General features: G+C 76.0%; 17 protein-coding genes. 13 read left to right on the top strand and 4 right to left on the bottom strand.

The window, feature by feature from the left end:
- The first annotated feature begins 307 nt into the window (after positions 1–307).
- The 6 genes from IE313_RS23765 to IE313_RS23740 all read left to right on the top strand — a co-directional run bounded on the left by IE313_RS23765 (position 308) and on the right by IE313_RS23740 (position 7,462).
- On the top strand, positions 308–1,555 hold the full coding sequence (locus IE313_RS23765) for an SCO2321 family membrane protein (protein ID WP_189935576.1): 1,248 nt from the start codon (positions 308–310) through the stop codon (positions 1,553–1,555).
- A complete protein-coding gene (locus IE313_RS23760; RefSeq protein WP_189935575.1) occupies positions 1,552–2,250 on the top strand; it encodes an SCO2322 family protein in 699 nt (232 codons plus the stop codon). The genes IE313_RS23765 and IE313_RS23760 overlap by 4 nt, the downstream gene beginning before the upstream one ends.
- Before the next feature lie 19 nt (positions 2,251–2,269).
- A complete protein-coding gene (locus IE313_RS23755) occupies positions 2,270–3,535 on the top strand; it encodes an energy-coupling factor transporter transmembrane component T (RefSeq protein ID WP_189935573.1) in 1,266 nt (421 codons plus the stop codon).
- Positions 3,532–5,430 carry an ABC transporter ATP-binding protein gene (locus IE313_RS23750; protein ID WP_189935571.1) on the top strand — a complete coding sequence of 633 codons (1,899 nt, stop codon included), beginning with the start codon at positions 3,532–3,534 and terminating at the stop codon, positions 5,428–5,430. The genes IE313_RS23755 and IE313_RS23750 overlap by 4 nt, the downstream gene beginning before the upstream one ends.
- Positions 5,427–6,398 carry an ECF transporter S component gene (locus IE313_RS23745; protein ID WP_189935569.1) on the top strand — a complete coding sequence of 324 codons (972 nt, stop codon included), beginning with the start codon at positions 5,427–5,429 and terminating at the stop codon, positions 6,396–6,398. The genes IE313_RS23750 and IE313_RS23745 overlap by 4 nt, the downstream gene beginning before the upstream one ends.
- 323 nt (positions 6,399–6,721) lie before the next feature.
- Positions 6,722–7,462, top strand: a complete 741-nt coding sequence (locus IE313_RS23740) for a YoaK family protein (protein ID WP_189935567.1) — start codon at positions 6,722–6,724, stop codon at positions 7,460–7,462.
- Here the strand turns inward: IE313_RS23740 and IE313_RS23735 are convergent.
- Entirely contained in the window at positions 7,407–9,686 is a 2,280-nt protein-coding gene (locus IE313_RS23735; protein WP_373317047.1) for a bifunctional glycosyltransferase 87/phosphatase PAP2 family protein, read from the bottom strand. The genes IE313_RS23740 and IE313_RS23735 overlap by 56 nt on opposite strands.
- A gap of 693 nt (positions 9,687–10,379) precedes the next feature.
- On the opposite strand from IE313_RS23735, the gene IE313_RS35415 reads away from it, so the two are divergent.
- Genes IE313_RS35415 through IE313_RS23725 form a run of 3 tightly spaced genes read left to right on the top strand, consistent with a single transcriptional unit; the run spans position 10,380 to position 12,567 of the window.
- Complete coding sequence (locus IE313_RS35415) at positions 10,380–10,523, top strand: hypothetical protein (RefSeq protein ID WP_229924882.1); 144 nt, start codon at positions 10,380–10,382, stop codon at positions 10,521–10,523.
- A gap of 12 nt (positions 10,524–10,535) precedes the next feature.
- Positions 10,536–11,849 (top strand): MFS transporter, encoded by a 1,314-nt coding sequence (locus tag IE313_RS23730; RefSeq protein WP_229924881.1) that lies wholly within the window; start codon positions 10,536–10,538, stop codon positions 11,847–11,849.
- Between the two features lie 46 nt (positions 11,850–11,895).
- A complete protein-coding gene (locus IE313_RS23725; protein ID WP_189935677.1) occupies positions 11,896–12,567 on the top strand; it encodes an O-methyltransferase in 672 nt (223 codons plus the stop codon).
- A gap of 142 nt (positions 12,568–12,709) precedes the next feature.
- Here IE313_RS23725 and IE313_RS23720 read toward each other — a convergent pair whose 3' ends face one another.
- Complete coding sequence (locus IE313_RS23720) at positions 12,710–13,102, bottom strand: FHA domain-containing protein (RefSeq protein WP_189935564.1); 393 nt, start codon at positions 13,100–13,102, stop codon at positions 12,710–12,712.
- A gap of 298 nt (positions 13,103–13,400) precedes the next feature.
- On the opposite strand from IE313_RS23720, the gene IE313_RS23715 reads away from it, so the two are divergent.
- From IE313_RS23715 to IE313_RS23705, 3 genes are all read left to right on the top strand, one after another.
- Positions 13,401–13,805, top strand: a complete 405-nt coding sequence (locus IE313_RS23715; RefSeq protein ID WP_189935562.1) for a DnaJ family domain-containing protein — start codon at positions 13,401–13,403, stop codon at positions 13,803–13,805.
- Positions 13,806–14,027: 222 nt separating this feature from the next.
- Entirely contained in the window at positions 14,028–14,669 is a 642-nt protein-coding gene (locus IE313_RS23710; protein ID WP_189935560.1) for a dihydrofolate reductase family protein, read from the top strand.
- Positions 14,666–15,199, top strand: a complete 534-nt coding sequence (locus IE313_RS23705; protein ID WP_189935558.1) for a GNAT family N-acetyltransferase — start codon at positions 14,666–14,668, stop codon at positions 15,197–15,199. The genes IE313_RS23710 and IE313_RS23705 overlap by 4 nt, the downstream gene beginning before the upstream one ends.
- A gap of 230 nt (positions 15,200–15,429) precedes the next feature.
- Here IE313_RS23705 and IE313_RS23700 read toward each other — a convergent pair whose 3' ends face one another.
- The gene (locus IE313_RS23700; RefSeq protein ID WP_189935556.1) at positions 15,430–17,391 is read right to left on the bottom strand and encodes an MFS transporter; all 1,962 of its coding nucleotides are present in this window, start codon (positions 17,389–17,391) and stop codon (positions 15,430–15,432) included.
- Between the two features lie 801 nt (positions 17,392–18,192).
- On the opposite strand from IE313_RS23700, the gene IE313_RS23695 reads away from it, so the two are divergent.
- A complete protein-coding gene (locus IE313_RS23695) occupies positions 18,193–19,611 on the top strand; it encodes a peptidoglycan-binding protein (RefSeq protein WP_189935554.1) in 1,419 nt (472 codons plus the stop codon).
- Positions 19,612–19,638: 27 nt separating this feature from the next.
- On the opposite strand, the gene IE313_RS23690 is transcribed toward IE313_RS23695, so the two are convergent.
- Positions 19,639–20,301: an HAD-IA family hydrolase gene (locus IE313_RS23690; RefSeq protein ID WP_189935552.1), complete on the bottom strand. Its 663-nt coding sequence runs from the start codon at positions 20,299–20,301 to the stop codon at positions 19,639–19,641.
- Positions 20,302–20,402: the final 101 nt, after the last annotated feature.

Genomic DNA, 20,402 nt, shown 5'->3' with positions numbered 1-20,402 from the left:
GTGCACGCGCGCCGCCCGGCCGGGTGCCCGGAGGCTGCCGGTAGAGTGGGACGTCGTCCTCACGCCGGGTGAGGGGGCGCCGGTACGTGTCCGGCGCCGGCCGTTTCCCGAGCGCCCGGCTCCGCCCGGGCGGGGAAGACGCCGATCCGTGCGCCGCCACGGCGGTGGGCCGGACCGCCTCGCCCGGCCGTGACCGGCTCGTGCCATCGGTCCCCCGGTGGCCGGCACCGTCGAGGTTCACGGAGCCGGAGCACGGGTGCCGCAGCGCCCGGGCGCCCGGCTCCCCGCAGGGAGGGGCCCCGCCGACATGAACGTTCGCCGCAGTGCCGCGGTCCTGGCAGCCGCCGTCGCGACCGCGCTGCCCGCCGTCCCGGCCGCGGTCGCCGACGACGCGCCGCCGTCCGGCGCCACGTCCGCTCCACCGTCGCCGCCGGCCGGGCTGTACGGCCGTTCCGATCCGACCTACGACGGGGTGTTCCGGCAGTCGTACGCGCTGCTCGCGCAGCACACCGCCGGGGTGCGGCCGGCGGCCGGGGCGGTCGGCTGGCTGACCGGGCAGCAGTGCGCGGACGGCGGCTTCGCCGCGTACCGGAGCGACACCGGCCGGGACTGCACCGCGAAGACGGCCGTGGACAGCAACTCCACGGCGGCCGCGGTCCAGGCGCTGGCCGCGCTCGGCGGGCACCGTGCCAGCGTCGAGGGGGCGGTGCGCTGGCTGCGGTCGGCGCAGAACGCGGACGGCGGCTGGGGCTACACGCCCGGCCTGCCCAGCGACGCCAACTCCACCGGCATCGTGGTCGGCGCGCTGGCCGCCGCCGGCGAGCGGCCCGCGGACGTGCGGTCCGCCAAGGGCGGCAAGTCCGCCTACGACGCACTGCCCGCGCTCGCCCTGCCCTGCGCGAAGGGCGGCGGCTTCGGGCTGCGGGACGCGCAGTCCGGCAAGCTCGCCGCCAATGCGGACGCCACCGCGGCGGGCGTGCTGGGCGGGTTCGGCCGGGGACAGGTGGTGAGCGGGGGCCCGGCGGCCGCGCGACAGGGGACCGGCTGCAAGGACGGCAGCGCGCTGACGGCACGTCAGGCGGCTGTCAACGGCGCCGGCTACCTGAGCGGTCTGCTCAGGCGCACCCCGCACCTGGTCGCCTCGCTGGCGGGCGCGGCCGACAGTCCCGACTACGGCAACACGGCGGACGCCGTCGTGGCCCTCGCCGCGGCCGGCCGGACCGGTACGGCACGCCGGGCGGCCGACTGGCTGGCGGAGCACGCGGGCACATGGGCGCAGCGGACCGGCCCCGCCGCCTACGCCCAGCTCATCTTCGCCGCGCACGCCACCGGCACCGACCCCCGGCACTTCGGCGGCACCGACCTGGTGCGCGCCCTGAACGCGACCGGCCCGGCGCCCGCGGAGCCCGCCGCGGGCCCCGCGGGACACTCCCGCGAGCCGGCGGGCAAGAGCGGCGCGGGCGGCCCGGGAACCTGGTGGGTGGTCGGGGTCTGCCTGGTCGCCGGCATCGGCGGCGGCCTGCTGCTCAGCACGCGCACGAGGCGCAGGCCATGACGCCGCGGGCCGCCGCGCACCCGACCGGTGCCCGCCTGCTGCTCCTGCTCGCCCTGCTCGGCTCGCTGGCCGCCGCGGGCCTCGCGGACGCGGGGGCGGCGCGGGCCGCCGGGTACCGGTACTGGTCGTTCTGGGAGCGGGACGGCGGCGGGTGGACGTACGCCGCGCAGGGGCCGTCGGTGACCCGCCCCTCGGACGGCGACGTGCAGGGGTTCCGGTTCTCGGTGAGCGAGGACTCGCAGAACTCGGCGAAGCCGCGCGGCGCGGGCGGCTTCGCCGCGATCTGCTCGGGGACGCCGGCGAAGCCCGGAACCAAGCGCGTCGCCCTCGTGATCGACCCCGGCACCGCGGCCGACGCGCCCGCGGGCGAGACGCCGCCGGCGCCGCGCACCGCATGCGCACGGCTCGGCCCGGACGCGACGAGCGCCGAGGCGCTGGCGGCGGTCGCCAAGCCGCTGCGCTACGACAGCCACGCGCTGCTGTGCGCGATCGCCGGCTATCCGCGCTCGGGCTGCGGCGAGCAGGTCCCCGCCACCAGGCCGGCCGGCGGGCCGCGTGCGCATCCGTCCTCGTCGGCTGCGGCCGCATCCGCGCCGGGCCACCACATACCGTCCGCAGGTGTCGTCGTCGGTGTCGGCGCCGTGGCGCTGCTGGGCGTGGCCGCCGTCTGGCAGGCCCGCCGGCGGCGCGACTGACCGGGCGAGGGTTGCGGTCATGACCCGCTCCACCGGACGTGTGCAGGCCGCGCGGGCCGCCACCGGGCACGCCGAGCGCGCCGGGCGGCCCCGGGCGGGCGCACGCGGCCGCCCGTCCGGCTGGCGCCCGTCCGCGGCGCACCGCGGCAACGCGCTGCACCCCGGGGCGTGGTGGCTGTGGGCCATCGGCCTCGGCACCGCAGCCTCGCGCACCACCAACCCGCTGCTGCTCGGCCTGCTGGCGGCCGTCGCCGGGTATGTGGTCGCGGTACGCAGGACCGCTGCCCCCTGGGCCCGTTCGTACGGGGCGTTCGTGAAGGTGGCGTTCGCGGTGCTGGCGATCCGGCTCTTCTTCGCCGTCTTCCTCGGTTCGCCGATCCCGGGCACGCACGTCCTGCTGACGCTGCCGCAGGTGCCGTCGCCCGGCTGGGCACAGGGGGTGCGGATCGGCGGGCGGGTGACCGCGGAGGGGCTGCTGTTCGCGCTGTACGACGGGCTGAAGCTGGCCACGCTGCTGGTGTGCGTCGGCGCCGCGAACGCGCTCGCCAGCCCTGCCCGGCTGCTCAAGTCGCTGCCTGGCGCACTGTACGAGGTGGGGGTGGCGGTGGTGGTGGCGATGACCTTCGCGCCGCACCTGGTGGCCGACGTCCAGCGGCTGCGGTCCGCGCGGCGGCTGCGCGGGCGGCCCGACAGCGGGCTGCGCGGGCTGCTCCAGGTGGGGCTGCCGGTGCTGGAGGGCGCACTGGAACGGTCCGTGGCGCTGGCCGCGGCGATGGACGCGCGCGGCTACGGCAGGACCGCCGCGGTCTCGGCCGGCGTCCGCAGGACCACGGCCGCGCTGACCCTCGGCGGGCTGCTCGGGGTCTGCGCGGGCACCTACGGGCTGCTGACCGCCGAGGGCGCGGGCTATGCCCTGCCGGTGCTGCTCGCCGGGGTCCTCGCGGCGCTCGGCGGGCTGTGGCTGGGCGGGCGCCGCTCGGTGCGCACCCGCTACCGGCCCGATGCCTGGGGCGCCAGGGCCTGGCTGGTGGCCGGGTCGGGCGCGGTGGTCGCGGCCCTGATGATCCGCGCCGCCGCACTCGATCCGGGCGCGCTCGCTCCCGGTGTGGTGCCGCCGGCCGCGCCCACCCTGCCGCTGTGGCCGGCGGCGGCCGTGCTCCTCGGTCTGCTCCCCGCGGCCGTCGCCCCGGCGCCGCCCCCGGCCCCGGCACCACCCGCGGGTCCGGCGCCCGCCGCCGACGGCCCCGCCGCCGATGTGCCCGCTCCCCGGAAGGAGAGACCGTGATCCGGTTCGAGGACGTCTCCGTCCGCTACGACGGCGCCCCGGCGCCGGCCGTCAGCGGGGTCGACCTCACCGTGCCCGAGGGGGAGCTGGTGCTGCTGGTCGGCCCTTCCGGGGCCGGCAAGTCCACGCTGCTCGGCGCGGTGAGCGGGCTCGTGCCGCACTTCACGGGCGGCACGCTGCACGGCCGCCTCACCGTGGCCGGGCGCGACACCCGCACCCACAAGCCCCGTGAACTCGCCGACGTGGTCGGCACCGTCGGGCAGGACCCGCTGGCGCACTTCGTCACGGACACCGTGGAGGACGAGCTGGCGTACGGCATGGAGTCGCTGGGCCTCGCGCCGGACGTGATGCGCCGGCGGGTGGAGGAGACCCTCGACCTGCTGGGCCTGGCCGCCCTGCGCGAGCGGCCGATCGGCACGCTCTCGGGCGGGCAGCGGCAGCGGGTGGCGATCGGCTCCGTCCTGACGCCGCATCCGGCGGTGCTGGTCCTGGACGAGCCGACGTCCGCGCTCGACCCGGCCGCCGCCGAGGAGGTGCTCGCCGTCCTGCAACGCCTCGTGCACGACCTCGGCACCACCGTGCTGATGGCGGAGCACCGGCTCGAACGCGTGGTGCAGTACGCGGACCAGGTCATGCTGCTGCCGGGGCCCGGCGCGGCCCCGGTGCTGGGGCCCCCGGCAGAGATCATGGCCCGCTCGCCGGTGTTCCCGCCGGTGGTCGGCCTCGGCCGGATCGCGGGCTGGGACCCGCTGCCCCTGACTGTGCGTGACGCGCGGCGCCGCGCGGCGCGGCTCAGGGAGCGGCTGGCCGCCGCGGCGGGGGCGGCCGGCGGCGCGGCGCGGACGGGCCGCAGGCCCGCGTCGGCCGGCGGCACGGCACCGGGGCCCGGTACGGCACCGGATGCGGCCGCCTGCCCCGGCACGGCCACGGGCGGGGCCCTACCGGCGCGTTCCGGGACGGCGCGTGAGACCGGGACCGCCCGCACCGCGGACGGCCGCGGTGCGCGCCCTGGAGCGGGCCGCTTCCGGCTGCCGGGCCTCGGCAGGGGCCGGCCGGGTCGTGATCCGTCGAGGGAGGTGCCGGCGCAGCGCCGGGTGGCCGACGTCGACGGGCTCGTGGTGCGCCGGGGGCGGGTGGAGGCACTGCGGGGCGTGCACCTGTCCATCGCGCCCGGCGAGACCGTCGCGCTGATGGGGCGCAACGGCGCCGGCAAGTCGACTTTGCTGTCCGCGCTGGTGGGACTGGTCGAGCCGGCGGCGGGCTCGGTGCGCGTGGGCGGCCTACGGCCGGACCGCACGGGGCCGGGCGAGCTGATCCGGCACGCCGGCCTGGTCCCGCAGGAGCCGCGCGACCTGCTGTACGCGGACACGGTGGCGGCGGAGTGCGCGGCCGCGGACCACGACGCGCAGGCGGCACCGGGAAGCTGCCGGGCGCTGGTGTCGGAACTGCTGCCCGGCCTCGCGGACGGCACCCACCCGCGGGACCTGTCGGAGGGGCAGCGGCTCGCGCTCGCCCTGGCCGTGGTGCTCACCGCGCGCCCGCCGCTGCTGCTCCTCGACGAGCCCACCCGCGGCCTGGACTACGCGGCGAAGGCCCGCCTGGTCCGGGTGCTGCGGCGGCTGACCGGGCACGGCACGGAGGCGGGAGGAGGGGCCCCGCCCGGCGGCCCCGGGCAGGCCGGCACCGTGCACTCGGTCGTCCTGGCCACGCACGACGTGGAACTCGCCGCCGAACTCGCCGACCGTGTGGTGATCCTGGCCGACGGCGAGGTCGTGGCCGACGGGCCCACCGCCGACGTCGTGGTGGCCTCCCCGTCCTTCGCCCCGCAGGTGGCCAAGGTCCTCGCCCCGGGGCCGTGGCTGACGGTGGCCCAGGTCGCGGACGCGCTCATATGACCGGCGCGGCGGACCGTCCAGGGGGCCACGAGCGCCCTGGACGCCCTGACCGCGGGGAGCGGACGGCGCGGACGGCGCGGACGGCGGGTGACGCGCGCCCCGCGCACGGACGGCGGGTGACGCGGGGCGGCGCGCCGCGGCCCCGGGTGGTACGGCTGGGACCGCGGTCGGTGGCGGCACTGGTGCTGGTGACCGCGGTGGGGGTGGCCGGGTTCGGGTGGCCCCTGCTCGCCGGGCCCACCGCGCAGGTCAACGCGCATGCGCAGGACGCGCCGTGGCTGTTCGCGGCCGTGCTCGTGCTGCTGGTCGCGGTGGTCGCGGCCGCGATCGCGGAGAGCGGGCTCGGTGCGAAGGCGGTGGCGATGCTGGGCGTGCTGGCCGCGACGGGTGCGGCGCTGCGGCCGCTCGGCGCGGGCACCGCGGGGATCGAGCCGATGTTCTTCCTGATGGTGCTCAGCGGCCGGGTCCTGGGCCCGGGCTTCGGCTTCGTGCTCGGGTCCGTGACGATGTTCGCCTCCGCGCTGCTGACCGGTGGCGTCGGGCCCTGGATGCCGTTCCAGATGCTGTCGATGGGGTGGTTCACGATGGGCGCGGGCCTGCTTCCGGCGCCCGACCGGCTGCGCGGGCGCGGTGAGCTTGTGATGCTCTCCGCCTACGGCTCGCTCGCCGCCCTCGCCTACGGCACGATCATGAACCTGTCGGGCTGGCCGTTCATGGGCGCGCTCGCGTCGGGCGTCGCCTTCGACCCGGCTGCCGGGCTCGGTCGCAACCTGGCCCGTTTCCTCGCCTACTGCGCGGCCACCTCGCTCGGCTGGGACCTGGGGCGTGCGGTGCTCACGGTCGTCCTCACCCTGACGCTCGGCGGGCCCGTCCTCAGGGCGCTGCGCCGGGCCACCCGCCGTGCGGCGTTCGAGGCACCGGTCGCCTTCCGGGACCCGGCGGCCGGGGAGCCGCCCCACGCCCCGTGACCCCGTAGCCCGCGGGGTCACGGCCCCGCGGCCCCTGCGGCACCGGCACCGTGTGCCCACGCCCCGTCGCGTCCGCGGTCCGTCGCGTCCGCGGTCGTCGTCCCCCCAGTCCCCCGGTCCGTCGTCCCGGTCCGTCGTCCCTCGCCCCCCGGTCCGTCGTCCGCGTGTCCGTCGTCCGCACCGCCGCCGTCCACGTGCCCTGCCGCCCCACGTGCCCCGCCGTCCGCGGTGCGCGTAGCCTGCGTTGCGCGCGTTTGATGACGGCCCGGTCGCCGCCGTGGGCACCATGGCGGGCGGCCCGTCCCCGACCCGGAGGCTGCCGCATGCCCACGTCCGCGCCGGACGAGGAGCCCGAACCGCACGGCCGGCGGCCGGGCGGGAGCGGGTCAGCACCGCACGACGGCCCCGGCGCACGGGGCCCGCGGCTGCTACCGGTGCTGCTGGCCCTGACCGTCGTCAGCGGCATCATCGACGCGGTCAGCTATCTGGCGCTCGGTCACGTCTTCACCGCCAACATGACCGGCAACGTGGCGGTGCTCGGTTTCGCGGCGGCCGGTGCCGCCGAGTTCTCCGCGGCCCACGCGCTGGTCTCGCTCGCCGCGTTCCTGGCCGGCTCGGCGGCCGGCGGGTGGGCGGGCCAGTTGTTCGCGGGGCGGGCCCGGCGCACCTGGCTGCGGGTGGCCTTCACCGCGGAGGCGGCCCTGCTGGGTGCCGCCTCCGCCGTCTCGGCCCTGGCGCCCGACTCGTCGGAGGGCACCGAGTACGCCCTCGTCGCGGTGACCGCGCTCGCCATGGGCGTGCGCAACACGACCGTCCGCAGGCTGGGCGTGGCCGACATGACGACGACGGTGCTGACCATGACGCTCACCGGCCTCGCCGCCGACTCGCCGCTCGGCGGCGGCCGGAGCGTACGGCCGGTACGGCGCCTCGGCTCGGTACTCGCGCTGCTGGCCGGTGCGCTGCTCGGCGGCTGGCTGGTGCTCCATCACGACCTGTGGCTGCCGCTGCTCATCGCGGCGGCGATGACCGGGGCTCTGGTGCCGACGGTGTCCGGGCGGATGTGACGGAACCCTCAGCCGGGGCGGCCCGGGCGGGCGGGGCGGGCGGGTTCGCCGCCGGTTCCCCGACAGCCTCCGGGGCAGGAGCCGGCGCGGCCTGCACCGCCGTGGCGGGGCCCTCCGGGACCGGGGCCCCGGCTGGTCGCGTGGCGGGCCCCCGGACGGTGTCCGAAGTGCCCGCGGCCTCCGTGGCTCCCCCGACGCCCGCGGCTGCCAGGACTCCCCCGGCTCCCCGGGCCCGGCCGGCTGCCCCCTCGACGGGGTGCGTGCTCCTCGGCCCGGACAGCAGGTACGTCAGCCCGAAGCCCGTGCCGACCACCAGCGCACCGCCCACCGCGTCCAGGACCCAGTGGTTGCCCGTGACGACGATCGAGCAGACGGTGAACAGCGGGTGCAGCGCGCCGAGGGCCTTCATCCACCACCTGGGCGCCATGATCGCGATCATGATGCCGCACCACAGCGCCCAGCCGAAGTGCAGCGAGGGCATCGCCGCGTACTGGTTGGTGACCGCGGTCAGCACGCCGTAGTCCGGCTTGGAGAAGTCCTGGACGCCGTGCACGGTGTCCACGAACCCGAGCGTCGGCATCAGGCGCGGCGGCGCGAGCGGGAAGAGCCAGAAGCCGAGCAGCGCCAGCAGTGTGGCCAGACCGAGGCTGGTGCGGGCCCACCGGAAGTCGACGGGGCGGCGCACGTAGAGCACGCCGAGCACGGTGAGCGGCACGCCGAAGTGGAACGACTCGTAGTAGAAGTCGAAGAAGCCGCGTGCCCACGGCACGCCGACGACCGTGTGGTTGGCCCAGTGCTCGATGTCGATGCCGAGGGCCCGCTCCGCGGAGTGCACCCACAGGCCGTGCCGCTCGGCGGCGGCCCTGCCGCCGCGGGCCGCCTCGCGCACGTAGTCGTAGCACGAGTAGCAGACGCGGATGAGCAGCAGCTCCAGGAGCAGGTTGGGGCGGGTGACGACACGGCGCCAGAACGGCAGCAGCGGCACGTGCCGCCAGCGGGAGCGCACCGCGGGCGCGTACTCGGTGGGGACGGGCGTCTGGAAGTAGGGCGAGGTGCGGGACAGGAAGGGCACCGCGCAGGCCGCGGCGAGCGCGGCGATCAGCACCGCGTTGTCGCGCAGGGGGAACAGGAACGACTTGTTCGGCAGCAGCATGTGGGCGGGCAGCGTCATCACCAGGACGACGGCGACCGGCCACAGGTAGCGGTCCGCGGTGCGCCTGCCGACCCGGCCGGTGAGCGCGAGCAGCACCCACAGCAACTGGTGCTGCCAGGTCGTCGGGGAGACGGCGACGGCGACGCAGCCGGTCACCGCCACCGCGAGCAGCAACTGCCCGTCGCGCGCGTAGCGGACGGCGCGGGGCAGGGCGAGGCAGACCACCAGCGCGCCCAGGGTCAGGAACAGCGCCACCTCCAGCGGGCCGGTGCAGCCGAGCCGCAGCAGGGCGCCGTGCAAGGACTGGTTGCCGAGGCTGTCCGGACTCGCGCCGAGGCCCACGCCCGCGAGGTGGTGCACCCAGTACGTCCACGAGTCACGGGGCATCGCGGCCCACGCGAGTGCGGTGCAGGCGGCGAAGGTGGCGCCGGTGGAGACCGCGGCCCTGCGCCGTTTCGTGCACCACAGCAGCACCGTGAAGAGCAGTACCGCGGGCTGGAGCGCGGCGGCCGTGCCGATCAGCAGTCCGCCGGCGCGCTGCCCGCGCACCGTGAAGCAGCCCAGCAGGACGAGCAGGACCGGGATGATGCTGGTCTGGCCCAGGTAGAGGGCGTTGCGGACCGGCAGCGACAACATCAGCAGGCAGATCGCGACGGGCGCGGCCAGCAGCGAGGTGCGGCGTGAGACGGGGTGCGGCAGCGCGCGTGCGGCAACGGTGCCCAGCAGTACGACCAGCAGCAGGGTGCCGAACGTCCAGGCCAGGCCGAGCGCGTTCTCCGCGGACGCCGACAGCGGCTTGAGCACCAGGCCGGCGAAGGGGGTGCCGGTGAACTGGTCCGCGTCGTAGAGCGAGCCGTTCACGTGCAGCACGCCCTCGGGGCCGATCCAGGTCTCCAGGTCGGTCAGGCGCTCACCGGGCGGCTGGAGTTGGACCGCGACCACCTGCCGTACGACGAGCACGGCGGCGATCAGCCACAGGCCCACCCGGACCATGCCGAGTCGCACCTGTGCGGTACTGCCGGCTCCTGGCCCCAAGACCCGTCCTGGTCTGGTGTGTTCCACATTCGCCACGCCCCGTCGGCCCTCCCGTCGCGTTCATCCCTCGTACACGGCTCGCACCGGTGGTGTACCGGTGTGGTACCGACTCTATGAGCCCGGCACTCGTACCTGTGGGTGAGACGCGGTCCACCTCCGCCATATCTGGTGTCCGCGTCCGTCTTTGACCGGATGTCGATGGCCGGCGGCCCCCTTCGCGTCACTGGTCGTGTGCCGCGGCGGACGGACGCCCATGGAATGCCCGGGTACCCCCGCGGACGATTACGTATCCTCCCCGTTTCCGGTCCGTTTCCTCCTCTGTTTTCCAGGGGTGGGGATCTGTTTCCGGACCGGGGGGCGCATTCTGGCCCGTGGACGGCGCTGTGCCGTCGCGCGCTCCGCGGCGGACGACTCGCTCCGGGGGTGCCGCCCGCCGTTCCGCGTCCTTCGCGACATGGATCACAGCCACCACCCGCGGCCGCGGCCTGCCGGGGCCCCGTCCGGGCTGGACAGCGGCCGGATGAGCGCACAGCGCCATCCGGCGTGCACCGTCCGCACTGTCCGCGAGACCCCCGCTGCGCCCGTACGGTCGTCATGGGGCCGCCCGCAGGGGCGGCCCGTTCGCTGCGGCGCCACCGCCGGCACCGCGCCCCGGCAGCCGCGCCGCCCGCGCGGGCGGCACCGGCGCCACCGTCCTTGTCGTCGACCGAGAGGCAGGCGAGCAGAACCGTGCCGACCGCCCCCCGTGCCGCCTTCCGGGTACCGGCCGTGTCCGCCCCGGTGCCCGGCTCCCACCCCGGCGCCACCGTCACCGACCCCGCGCTGGTCAGGCGCGCGGTCAAGGCGGTGGCGCTCGGCAACGCCATGGAGTGATTCGACTTCGGGGTGTACGGCTACCTCGCCGTCACGCTGGGCAAGGTCTTCTTCCCGTCCGGCAGTCCGACCGCGCAGTTGCTGTCCACCTTCGGCGCGTTCGCGGCAGCCTTCCTCGTGCGTCCGCTCGGCGGTCTGGTCTTCGGGCCGCTCGGCGACCGGGTCGGCAGGCGGAAGGTGCTGGCCATCACCATGATCACCACGGCGGCCGGCACGTTCGCGATCGGCCTGCTCCCGCCGTACGCGGTGCTCGGCACGGGTGCGCCGGTGCTGCTGCTGGCGGCCCGGCTCGTCCAGGGCTTCTCGACGGGCGGGGAGTACGCGGGCGCGTCGACCTTCATCGCCGAGTACGCGCCGGACCGCAGGCGGGGCTTCTTCGGCAGTTGGCTGGAGTTCGGCACACTGGCCGGTTATCTCGCAGGTGCGGGCCTGGTGACGCTGCTGACGGTGCTGCTGCCAGCCGGGGACCTGACGGCCTGGGGCTGGCGGGTGCCGTTCCTGGTCGCCGGGCCGATCGGCCTGGTCGGCCTGGTCGGCCTGTACCTGCGGCTGCGCCTGGAGGAGACACCCGCCTTCACGGCCCAGGCCGGGGCCGGGCGGCCCGGACGGCGGCCGCGGGTGCGGCTGCGCGAGACGGTCACGGGCCAGTGGCGCGCGCTGCTGCTCTGCGTGGGCCTGGTGCTGGTGTACAACGTCTCGGACTACCTGCTGCTGTCGTACATGCCGAGCTGCCTCACCGGCGAACTGCACTACGGCGCGACGCAGGGGCTGCTGGTCGTACTGGGGGTGATGGCGCTGATGATGGCCGTCCAGCCGTTCGCGGGAGCGCTCACCGACCGGGTGGGCCGTCGACCGGTGATCGCCGCCGGCTGCGCGGGCCTCCTCGCCCTGTCGGTGCCGGCGCTGCTGCTGATCCGGCACGGCGGCCTGCTCGCGATCGCGCTCGGCACGGGGGCCCTGGGCATGCTGCTGGTCTGCTTCACGGCATCGATGCCGACCGCGCTGCCGGCGCTCTTTCCCACCCGGGTCCGCTACGGCTCGCTCTCGATCGGCTTCAACGTCTCCGTGTCCCTCTTCGGCGGGACGACGCCGCTGGTGGTGACGGCGCTGATCGGGATGACCGGGAACGCCGTGCTGCCCGCCTACTACCTGATGGCCGCGGCCGTCGTCGGCGCGGTCGCGGTGTGGCTGATGCCGGAGTCGGCGGGCCGGCCCCTGCCGGGCTCCGCCCCCGCCGCCGAGCCGCCCGCTGCCGCCGCCGCTCGCCTGCGCGGCGGCCGGCGCGGCGGCCGGCGCGCACTCAGCCCGCGCCTCCGTGCCCGTTAGACTACCCAAAGTGAGCGCGGGCGCACCGGACGGACGGAAGAGGCACATGGGCGAGCAGCAGTTGTGGACCGGCGTCGACGAGTACCTGACCGCCCTCCTCGCCCCCCGCGACGAGATCCTCGAAGCCGCACTGCGGGAGAGCGCCGCGGCCGGCCTGCCGGACATCGCCGTCGCCCCGAACCAGGGCAAGCTCCTCCACCTGCTCGCCCTGACCCAGGGCGCCCGGCGGATCCTGGAGCTCGGCACGCTGGGCGGCTACAGCACCATCTGGCTGGCCCGCGCCCTCCCGCCCGGCGGCCGTCTGATCACCCTGGAGTACGAGCCGCGGCACGCGGAGGTGGCCCGCGCCAACCTGGCCAGGGCCGGCCTCGACAAGGTCACCGACGTGCGCACCGGTCCCGCGCTGGACTCCCTCGCCGCCCTCGCCGACGAGGGTGCGGACCCCTTCGACCTGGTCTTCATCGACGCCGACAAGGGGAACTACCCGCGGTACCTGGAGTGGGCGCTGCGCCTGACCCGCCCCGGCAGCCTGATCATCGGCGACAACGTGGTCCGCGGCGGCGGTGTCGTCGAGGCCGACAGCGACGACGAGGCCGTCCAGGGCGTGCGGCGCTTCCTGCAGATGACGGCCGACCACCCGAAGCTGACCGCGACGGCCGTGCAGACCGTGGGCAGCAAGGGGCACGACGGGTTCTCGCTGGCCCGGGTGCTGGCCTGACCGGCCACGGGCCCCGCAACGCACCGCCGCGGCACCGCGCCGCACCGCCCCGCCGTATGGCCGCCGCGCACCCCGCCGCCGTGTCCCGCCGCCGGCTCCTGACCGGCCGCGGCGGCCGCCGGTCGGTGCTCGGGCGGGCGCCTCACGGCTCGTGGTAGAAGCCCACGTTCACCGAGCGTGCCGCCAGCCGGTCGTGGATGACCACCTCGCCGGACCCGCCCGCCGGTATCCGCCAGTAGCCCCCGTACGGCATGGCCTGCGCGGCGCCGTCCGCCACCACCTGCACGTCCGACGACGGCTCGGCCTGCGAGCCGTGCAGCCAGGTGACCGTCCAGAGCCCGTCGGGACCGCAGCGGAACTCCAGGTGGACGCGGGAGACGAACAGCCATCCGTCGGGCGGCGCCAGGCGGCAGACGTTCCGGTCGCGGCCCACGCACAGCACGGCGCCGGGTTCGCTCGGCGCGTCGGCCATCAGCATGCCTGCCGTCGCGCCTTCCTCAGCCTCCGCCACCGAGGCCATCGTGAGCTCCAGCACTTGTGCTCCTTACCGTTCGCCGGGTGATGCGGGCGGCCCGGCCGGCGTCGCGGGCCCGCCGGGCGCGGCACCGCGCCGCCGCATGATAGGTCGCGGCCGCGCCCCGGCGCGCGCGGAAAGCCCTCCTGGGCAGCGACACGTGACACAGGACACAGCCCCTCCCGCGCGCCCTTCCCGCGCACCCTTCCCGCGCGCCGCGCCCGGCGGCGCCCGTTCGAGCGGGGGGCGCGGAAAGCGCACTCCCCGGCCGGCGGTCCCACGCCCCGTACGGCCCGCCTGCTCTGCGACAATGGGAGGCATGACGGAGCGCAAGCCCCCAGGCGTCAGCTTCGAGTCGTGGATCGACAAGCAGATCCGTGAGGCGGAGGAACGCGGCGCGTTCTCCGGCCTGTCCGGTGCGGGCAGGCCCCTGCCCCGCGGCACCGACCGCACCTACGACGAGCTGTGGTGGGTGAAGCAGAAGATGGCCCAGGAGGGCCTGTCCGTCCTGCCGCCGACCCTCGCCCTGCGCAAGGAGGCCGAGGACGCCCTCGAAGCCGCGCGCCGCGCCCCGTCCGAGGCCGCCGCCCGGCGCATCGTCACCGCCGTGAACGCGCGGATCAGGGAGGCGATGCTGAAGCCGCCGCCCGGCCCGCCGCTGGGCAAGAAGCCGTACGACGTCGAGGCCGTCGCCCGAGAGTGGCGCGATCTGCACCCCGGCTGACGTCCGCCGGTGCACGCCAGGCTGCGGGCGCGCCCGGACCCGCGGCCACGCCCCCGCACCGTGCCGCACGCCCCGCACGCCCGCGCACCGCGCGTCCATGCACCGCACACGCCGCCGGCCGCGGCCGACCGCGCCGGATGACGAGGGCTCCGGTCCCCGTCCGCGGCCGCAGGGGCGGATGCCGACCCGGCACCGCCTGGAACCGAGGGAAAGCGCCCAGTAATGGATCACCTCTTCGCCGATGTCTCGATGTCGCTCGACGGTTTCATCACAGGACCGGACGCGGGCGCCGAGCATCCGCTGGGCGTCGGCGGCGAACGCCTGCACCAGTGGGTGTACGGGCTGGCGAGCTGGCGCCGGCGGCACGGACTGCCCGGCGGCGCCGTGGGACCGGAGTCCGATGCGCTGGAGGAGTCCTTCGAACGGGCCGGCGCGTTCCTCATGGGCTACGGGATGTACCTGTCGGGCAGCGCCGCCTGGGGTCCCCGGCCGCCGTTCCGCAAGCCGGTGTTCGTGCTCACCCACACCCCGAGGGAGCCCGACGTACGGGCCGGCGGCACAACCTTCCTGTTCGTCGCGGACGGCCTGGAGAACGCTCTCGCTCGCGCCAGGGACGCGGCGGGCATGCAGGACGTCTCGCTCACCGGCGGCGCCGACGTGATCCAGCAGGCGATCAGGGCCGGACTGCTGGACGAACTGCGGCTGCACATCGTGCCCGTGCTGCTCGGCTCCGGCACCCGCCTCTTCGAGCACATCGGCGCCGAGCACGTGGACTGGGAGGCCGGCCGGGTGAGCGGCGCGTCCGGCACCGTGCACCTCACCCTGCGGCCCCCCGTCCACCGGCGAGGGGGGCACCGCGCGTGACGCACAGGGGCCAGAGCGCCTGCGCCCCCTGGGTGATCGCCGCCGAGCCGCCGGGTGCCGAGGCCGCAGCGGCCCTGTGGCGGGCCTACTACACCGAGGTCAGCGACCGCTGGTACCTGCTGCACGAGGGCCGCGGCACACCGCGGGAGGAACTGGCCCGTGAGATCGCGGCGAACGACGGCGACGGCCTGCTGCCGCCCACCGGCCTCCTCCTGGTGGCCCGGTACGGCGGCGCGCCCGCGGGCACGGCGGGCGTACGCCTGCTCGACGCGGCCACGGCCGAGCTCAAGCGGGTCTTCGTGCGCAAGGAGCTGCGCGGACGCGGCGGAGGAGCGGCCCTCCTGGCCGCGGCCGAGGAGGCGGCCCGGGAGCTGGGCGCCGGCCGTCTGGTCCTGGACACCCGTCATGACCTCACCGAGGCCAGGGCCCTCTACGCCCGGTACGGCTACCGGGAGACCCCGCCCCACAACACCGAGCCGTACGCCGACCACTGGCTCGCCAAGGACCTGCGGCCCCCGGCGGCCCTCTGATCCCGGAGCCGCGTCCCTGCTTGCGCGGGCGTGCGCGCCGCCGGCGCGGGTGCGCGGTCGGCCCGGCCCCCGCGCGGACACCGGGCGCCCCGCACGCCCCACGGGCCCACAGGACCCACGCCGCAGGACCCGGCACGGGGCGAGGCGCGGGAGCGGGGCTAGGAGCGGGCGCGGGGCGGGGCGCGAGAGGGCGAGGCGCGGGAGCGGGGCGGGCGCGACCCCGTGCGCTCTCAGCCCACTCCCCGCCGCTCCTCGCGCGGCGTCGGATCGCGCGGCCGCTCCCGGTCGGACCCGCACATCTCCTTGCTCAGCTCCCGCACCAGCTCGTTGAGGTCGGCCGAGCGGCCGGCCCGCCACCAGTCCCCCAGCAGCTCCGCGAAGCACCCCTCGCGTGCCTCCTCCAGCCGCTCCGTGACCTCCTGTCCATGCCGCGTCAGGACCAGCGCCAGCCCCTTGCGCACCGCCAGCCCCCGCCCTTCCACCTGTCGTGCCGCGGCGGTAAGCACGGACAGCGGCACGGTACGGCGGGCGGCCAGCACGGCGGGGTCCGCGGAGCCGTACCGCCGGATGCGCAGCAGCAGCCACGACGAGGCGGGCAGCAGGTCGTAGCCGGCCCGCTCGGTGATCCGGGCGTAGATCTGCCGGCGTCCCTCCCTGGTGCCCAGCAGCGACAGTGCCCGCGCCGCCTCGTCGTGGGAGGAGCGCTCCACCGGGTTGCTGGCCACCGTCTCGCTGCCGTCGGGCGCCCGCACGGACGCCCGCAGCCGGTCCTCGCGCAGGAAGCACGCGAGGACGAAGGCGAGCAGCGCGACGGGCGAGGCGTAGAGGAAGACATCGGTGATCGCGGACGCGTACGCGTGCACCACCGGTGGCCGCAGGGCCGGCGGCAGCAGCCGGATGCCGCGCGGGTCCGCCTCCAGCGCCCCCGCGCTCACCCCCGACGGCAGCGGACGCCCGGCGAGCGCGGAGGCGAGCTGGGAACCGAGCCGGCTCGTGAAGACGGTACCGAAGATCGCCACGCCGAAGGACGCGCCGATGGAGCGGAAGAACGTGGCGCCCGAGGTGGCCACGCCCAAATCCTCGTACCCGACGGAGTTCTGCACGATCAGCACCATCACCTGCATGACCAGGCCCAGGCCCAGGCCGAACACGAAGAAGGTGAGGCTGAGTACGGCGGTGCCGCTGAACTCGTCGAGCCGGTGCAGGAGCAGCAGCCCGGCGGTGGTGACGGCGGTGCCCGTGACCGGGAAGACCTTCCAGCGTCCGGTGCGGCTGACGATCTGACCGGAGACCGTGGAGGACAGCATCAGCCCGAACACCATCGGCAGCATGTGCACGCCCGACAGGGTCGGCGAGATGCCCTGGACGACCTGGAGGAACGTCGGCAGGTAGGTCATCGCGCCGAACATCGCGAACCCCACCACGAAGCTGATCACGGCGGCCAGGGTGAAGGTGCGGATGCGGAACAGCTTCGGCGGCAGCACCGGTTCCGCGGCCCTGCGCTCCACCACCACGAACAGCACGGCGAGCGCGGCGCCGAGCACCGCGAGGCCGATGATCTGCGGGGAGTCCCAGGGCCACGTGGTGCCGCCGAGCGAGGCGACGAGCACCAGGCAGGTCGCGACGGAGGCGATCAGCGCCGTGCCCGGGTAGTCGATCGTGTGCCGCCGGGTGCGCGCGGGGGTGTGCAGCGTGGTGGCGATGACGACGAGTGCGACGATGCCGACCGGCACGTTGACGTAGAAGACCCAGCGCCAGCTCAGGTGCTGGGTGAACACACCGCCGAGCAGCGGTCCGAGCACGCTGGTGGTGCCGAAGACCGCGCCGAAGAGCCCCTGGTAGCGGCCGCGTTCGCGGGGGGCCACCAGATCGCCGACGATCGCCATCGACAGCACGATCAGACCTCCGCCGCCCAGCCCCTGGACCGCGCGGAAGACGATCAGTTCGGGCATGTTCCGCGCCACGCCGCACAGCACGGACCCGATGAGGAAGATGACGATCGCGGCCTGGAAGAGCCGCTTGCGGCCGTACTGGTCGCCGAGCTTGCCCCAGAGCGGGGTGGCCGCGGTCGACGCGAGCAGGTAGGCGGTCACCACCCAGGACAGATGTTCGAGTCCGCCGAGGTCGCTGACGATGGTGGGCAGTGCGGTCGCCACGATGGTCTGGTCGAGGGCCGCGAGCAGCAGGCCCATCAGCAGGGCGCCGATGGAGGCCAGGACCCCGGGCCGGCGGGCCTCGACGGGCTCGTCCCCGCCGTCCTCGCCGCTCCGGTGACGAGGCCCGCGGTACGGGTGGGCATGGCGGAGCTGCCGGTTCCTCCGGGGGCTCCGGTGGCTGCGGTGGCTGCGGTGTCTCTGGCGGCTTTCGCGGCTCTGGTGGAGGTGGTGTCTTCTGTACCGGAGGGATCTCCGGTACCGCGGGTGTCTTGGGTGCCTCCCGTTGTGCCGGCGTCTGAGGAGTCACCCGTTGCGCCGGTGTCGCCCGTGTCACGCGTGTCATCTGTGTCACCCGTGTGGCTCGTGCCGCCCGTGCCGCGTGCGGGCCCGTGCGCGGCCGCCGCGGCGTCGCGGGATCCGCTCGGCCGGGAGTGTGACGGCCCGTCCGCATTCCAGGACGAGCCGTCCGCATGGCGGGGCATGGGCACCTCCCGCGACCTCGGCGGCGAAATTTCGGCCCTTCACATTGCCGGAGTAACCCGTTATGGCCGGTTGAGTCCTAAGGGCGCCTGTGCCCGCCGGCAGCCGGGCCGTATACGGTCTGCATAATCTCTCGGTGCAGGTTTCAGGAGAGGGCCCCCCACGGTGACCGCACAGCACTGTCCACATTGCGGAACAGAGCACACCCCCACAGGCGCACCGGCATGTCCGTGCGCCGACCAGTTCCCGGCTCCGGCCGTCGACGGCTCGGTGCGGCAGACGCCGGACCGGCTGCGGAGGGGTGCCGCTTCCCCTGCGGACGGTGCCCCTGCGGGGGCGGACCGCCGCCGTGCGGAGGTGGACGGCGTCCACACGAGGACGGACGAGTTCGAGCCACCGCGCCTGCGGCCCTATGTCTCGCTGCGGGACCCCGACGCCGCAGCGGAGGCGGGTTCGGCCACGGAGGCGGGTTCGGCGGTGGAAACGCCTGACCGGGAGGGCCCGGACGGGGACGCCCTGGACACCTACGCGCTCCTGGGCCCGAACGGTCCGCTGGGCTGGAGCATCGAGGACATCTGGGGACCACGCGAGGACACCGCCGAGGGTTCCGGGGGCCGGGACCGGGCGGCGGGCTCGGCGGGCGTACCCGACCCCGAGCGCACGGGCGCTGCCGCACCGCCCGCCCACGCCCCCGCGGACACCTCCGGTGCACCGCACACCACCGCGTTCCCGGACGATACGGAGAAGGCCGCCGGATCCGGCCGCACCCTGGACGCGGCCGTGCCCGGACCGGGCAGCGCACCCGCACGGCACGCCGGCCGGAGGGACCGGGGCCGCACCCGCGCCATGGTGGGCGGCACGGGCGCCACGGCGGGCACAGTCAGCACGGCGGCCACAGGCCACAGGGCGGACACGGGCACCACGAGCGCCGCGGGCGGCACCGGCGGCACCGGCGGCACCGGCGGCACGGACACCGTACGCACGCCGGCCGCTCCCGGCGGTCCGGGCGCGTGGAACGACGGTCCGGGCCCGTGGAACGACGGCCCGGGCCCGTGGAGCGGTGCGGACACCATGCGCGTGCCGGGTTCACCGAAGACCCCGGACGGTCCCGGCGGCCCGGGCCGCCCGGGCGGCGAGGAGGACCAGGACGCCCTGGCAGGCCCCGGCGGGCCCGGGCACCCGCGCAACCGCCGCCGCATGGCCGTCCTGGCCGTGGCCGGTGCCGCGGTCGTCGCGTGCGTGGTCCTGCTCACGAGCGGGTCGTTCTCGGATCAGAAGCCGTCGCGGGACGCAGCGTTGCCGAGCACCGAGAGCGCGTCGAGCGCGCCGGACAGCACGGCCACGGAGCCCGCGACGACCGGTTCCGCCTGGGGCGGCGCACCCGCCGCCCCCGGGCAGCCGCAGGCCACCTCGGCCGGCAGGGGTCCGTCACCGTCGGCGTCGCCGCCTGGTTCCGCCGCCGCGACGGCCCCCGTACCCCCGCCCAGCGCCCCCGGCGCTCCCCCGCCGCCCAGCGGCTCCACGTCCCCGTCTCCGCCGGTGGACTCGGGGCCCGTGATATTGCGCCCCGGCGACCAGGGTCCGGAGGTGGAGGAGCTGCAGCGGCGGCTGCGGCAGCTCCTGCTGTACCTGAGCAGGGCGGACGGCGTCTACAGCAAGGACCTCGAGAAGGCGGTCGGCCACTACCAGGACACCCGCGGGATCGACGGCGACGAACACGGCGTCTACGGCCCGGCCACCCGCAAGAGCCTGGAGTCCGAGACCTCGGAGCCCTAGGCGTCCCGTCCCGGGGCGTGCGCGGGCTCAGCCCACGTGCAGCAGGATCTCGCCGCCCACGGCCTCGACCCGCACCTCGGTGAGGTCGCGGACCAAGGCCGTGGGCCCGTACGCGCCGGCGCGCGTGCCGACGCCCACGACCCGCATCCCGGCGGCGCGGGCGGCCGCGATGCCGGCTTCGGAGTCCTCGAAGGCGATGCAGTCGGCCGGCTCGATGCCCAGCTCCGCGGCTCCCTTGAGGAACCCCTCCGGGTCGGGCTTGCTGGCGCCCACGCTCTCCGCGGTGATCCGCAAGGCGGGCATCGCAAGCCCCGCCGCGCCCATACGGGCGGTGGCCAGGGCCTCGTCCGCGGAGGTCACCAGCGCGTGCGGCAGATGGGCGAGGGACTCCAGGAACGCACCGGCGCCGGGGATTTGCACGACGCCCTCGGTGTCGGCGGTCTCCTCCGCGAGCAGCAGGGCGTTGTCCGCGAGGTTCTCCGCCGCCGTGCGGTGCGGCAGCAGGATCGCCATGGACGCATGGCCCTGGCGGCCGTGCACGACCCTCATGACCTCGTCGGCGTCCAGGCCGTGCCGCTCGGACCAGCGGCGCCAGCAACGCTCGACCACGGCGTTCGAGTTCACCAGGGTGCCGTCCATGTCGAGCAGGAGGGCACGGGCGGTCAGAGGGGTGGGACGGGTGGCCGACATCGGCAGGCTCCGTAACACGAGGATCGTCCGGGACGGGCGGGCCCCGAAGGCCAAAGTGTCCCGCCCGCCGGTCAGGCAGCGGACGGGTCACTTTGTTTCCA

Origin of the sequence: Streptomyces sulfonofaciens (assembly GCF_014656295.1) — a bacterium.
Classification (GTDB): domain Bacteria; phylum Actinomycetota; class Actinomycetes; order Streptomycetales; family Streptomycetaceae; genus Streptomyces; species Streptomyces sulfonofaciens.
The sequence above is the reverse complement of the archived record's forward strand: the minus strand, read 5'-3'. Positions and strand labels throughout refer to the sequence as shown.

Bases quoted from the DNA above. Each gene is read 5' to 3' on its own strand.
- IE313_RS23765 (WP_189935576.1), top strand. From the start codon at position 308: ATGAACGTTCGCCGCAGTGCCGCGGTCCTGGCAGCCGCCGTCGCGACC.
- IE313_RS23760 (WP_189935575.1), top strand. From the start codon at position 1,552: ATGACGCCGCGGGCCGCCGCGCACCCGACCGGTGCCCGCCTGCTGCTC.
- IE313_RS23755 (WP_189935573.1), top strand. From the start codon at position 2,270: ATGACCCGCTCCACCGGACGTGTGCAGGCCGCGCGGGCCGCCACCGGG.
- IE313_RS23745 (WP_189935569.1), top strand. From the start codon at position 5,427: ATGACCGGCGCGGCGGACCGTCCAGGGGGCCACGAGCGCCCTGGACGC.
- IE313_RS23740 (WP_189935567.1), top strand. From the start codon at position 6,722: ATGCCCACGTCCGCGCCGGACGAGGAGCCCGAACCGCACGGCCGGCGG.
- IE313_RS23725 (WP_189935677.1), top strand. From the start codon at position 11,896: ATGGGCGAGCAGCAGTTGTGGACCGGCGTCGACGAGTACCTGACCGCC.
- IE313_RS23715 (WP_189935562.1), top strand. From the start codon at position 13,401: ATGACGGAGCGCAAGCCCCCAGGCGTCAGCTTCGAGTCGTGGATCGAC.
- IE313_RS23710 (WP_189935560.1), top strand. From the start codon at position 14,028: ATGGATCACCTCTTCGCCGATGTCTCGATGTCGCTCGACGGTTTCATC.
- IE313_RS23700 (WP_189935556.1), bottom strand. From the start codon at position 17,391: ATGGGCCTGCTGCTCGCGGCCCTCGACCAGACCATCGTGGCGACCGCA.
- IE313_RS23690 (WP_189935552.1), bottom strand. From the start codon at position 20,301: ATGTCGGCCACCCGTCCCACCCCTCTGACCGCCCGTGCCCTCCTGCTC.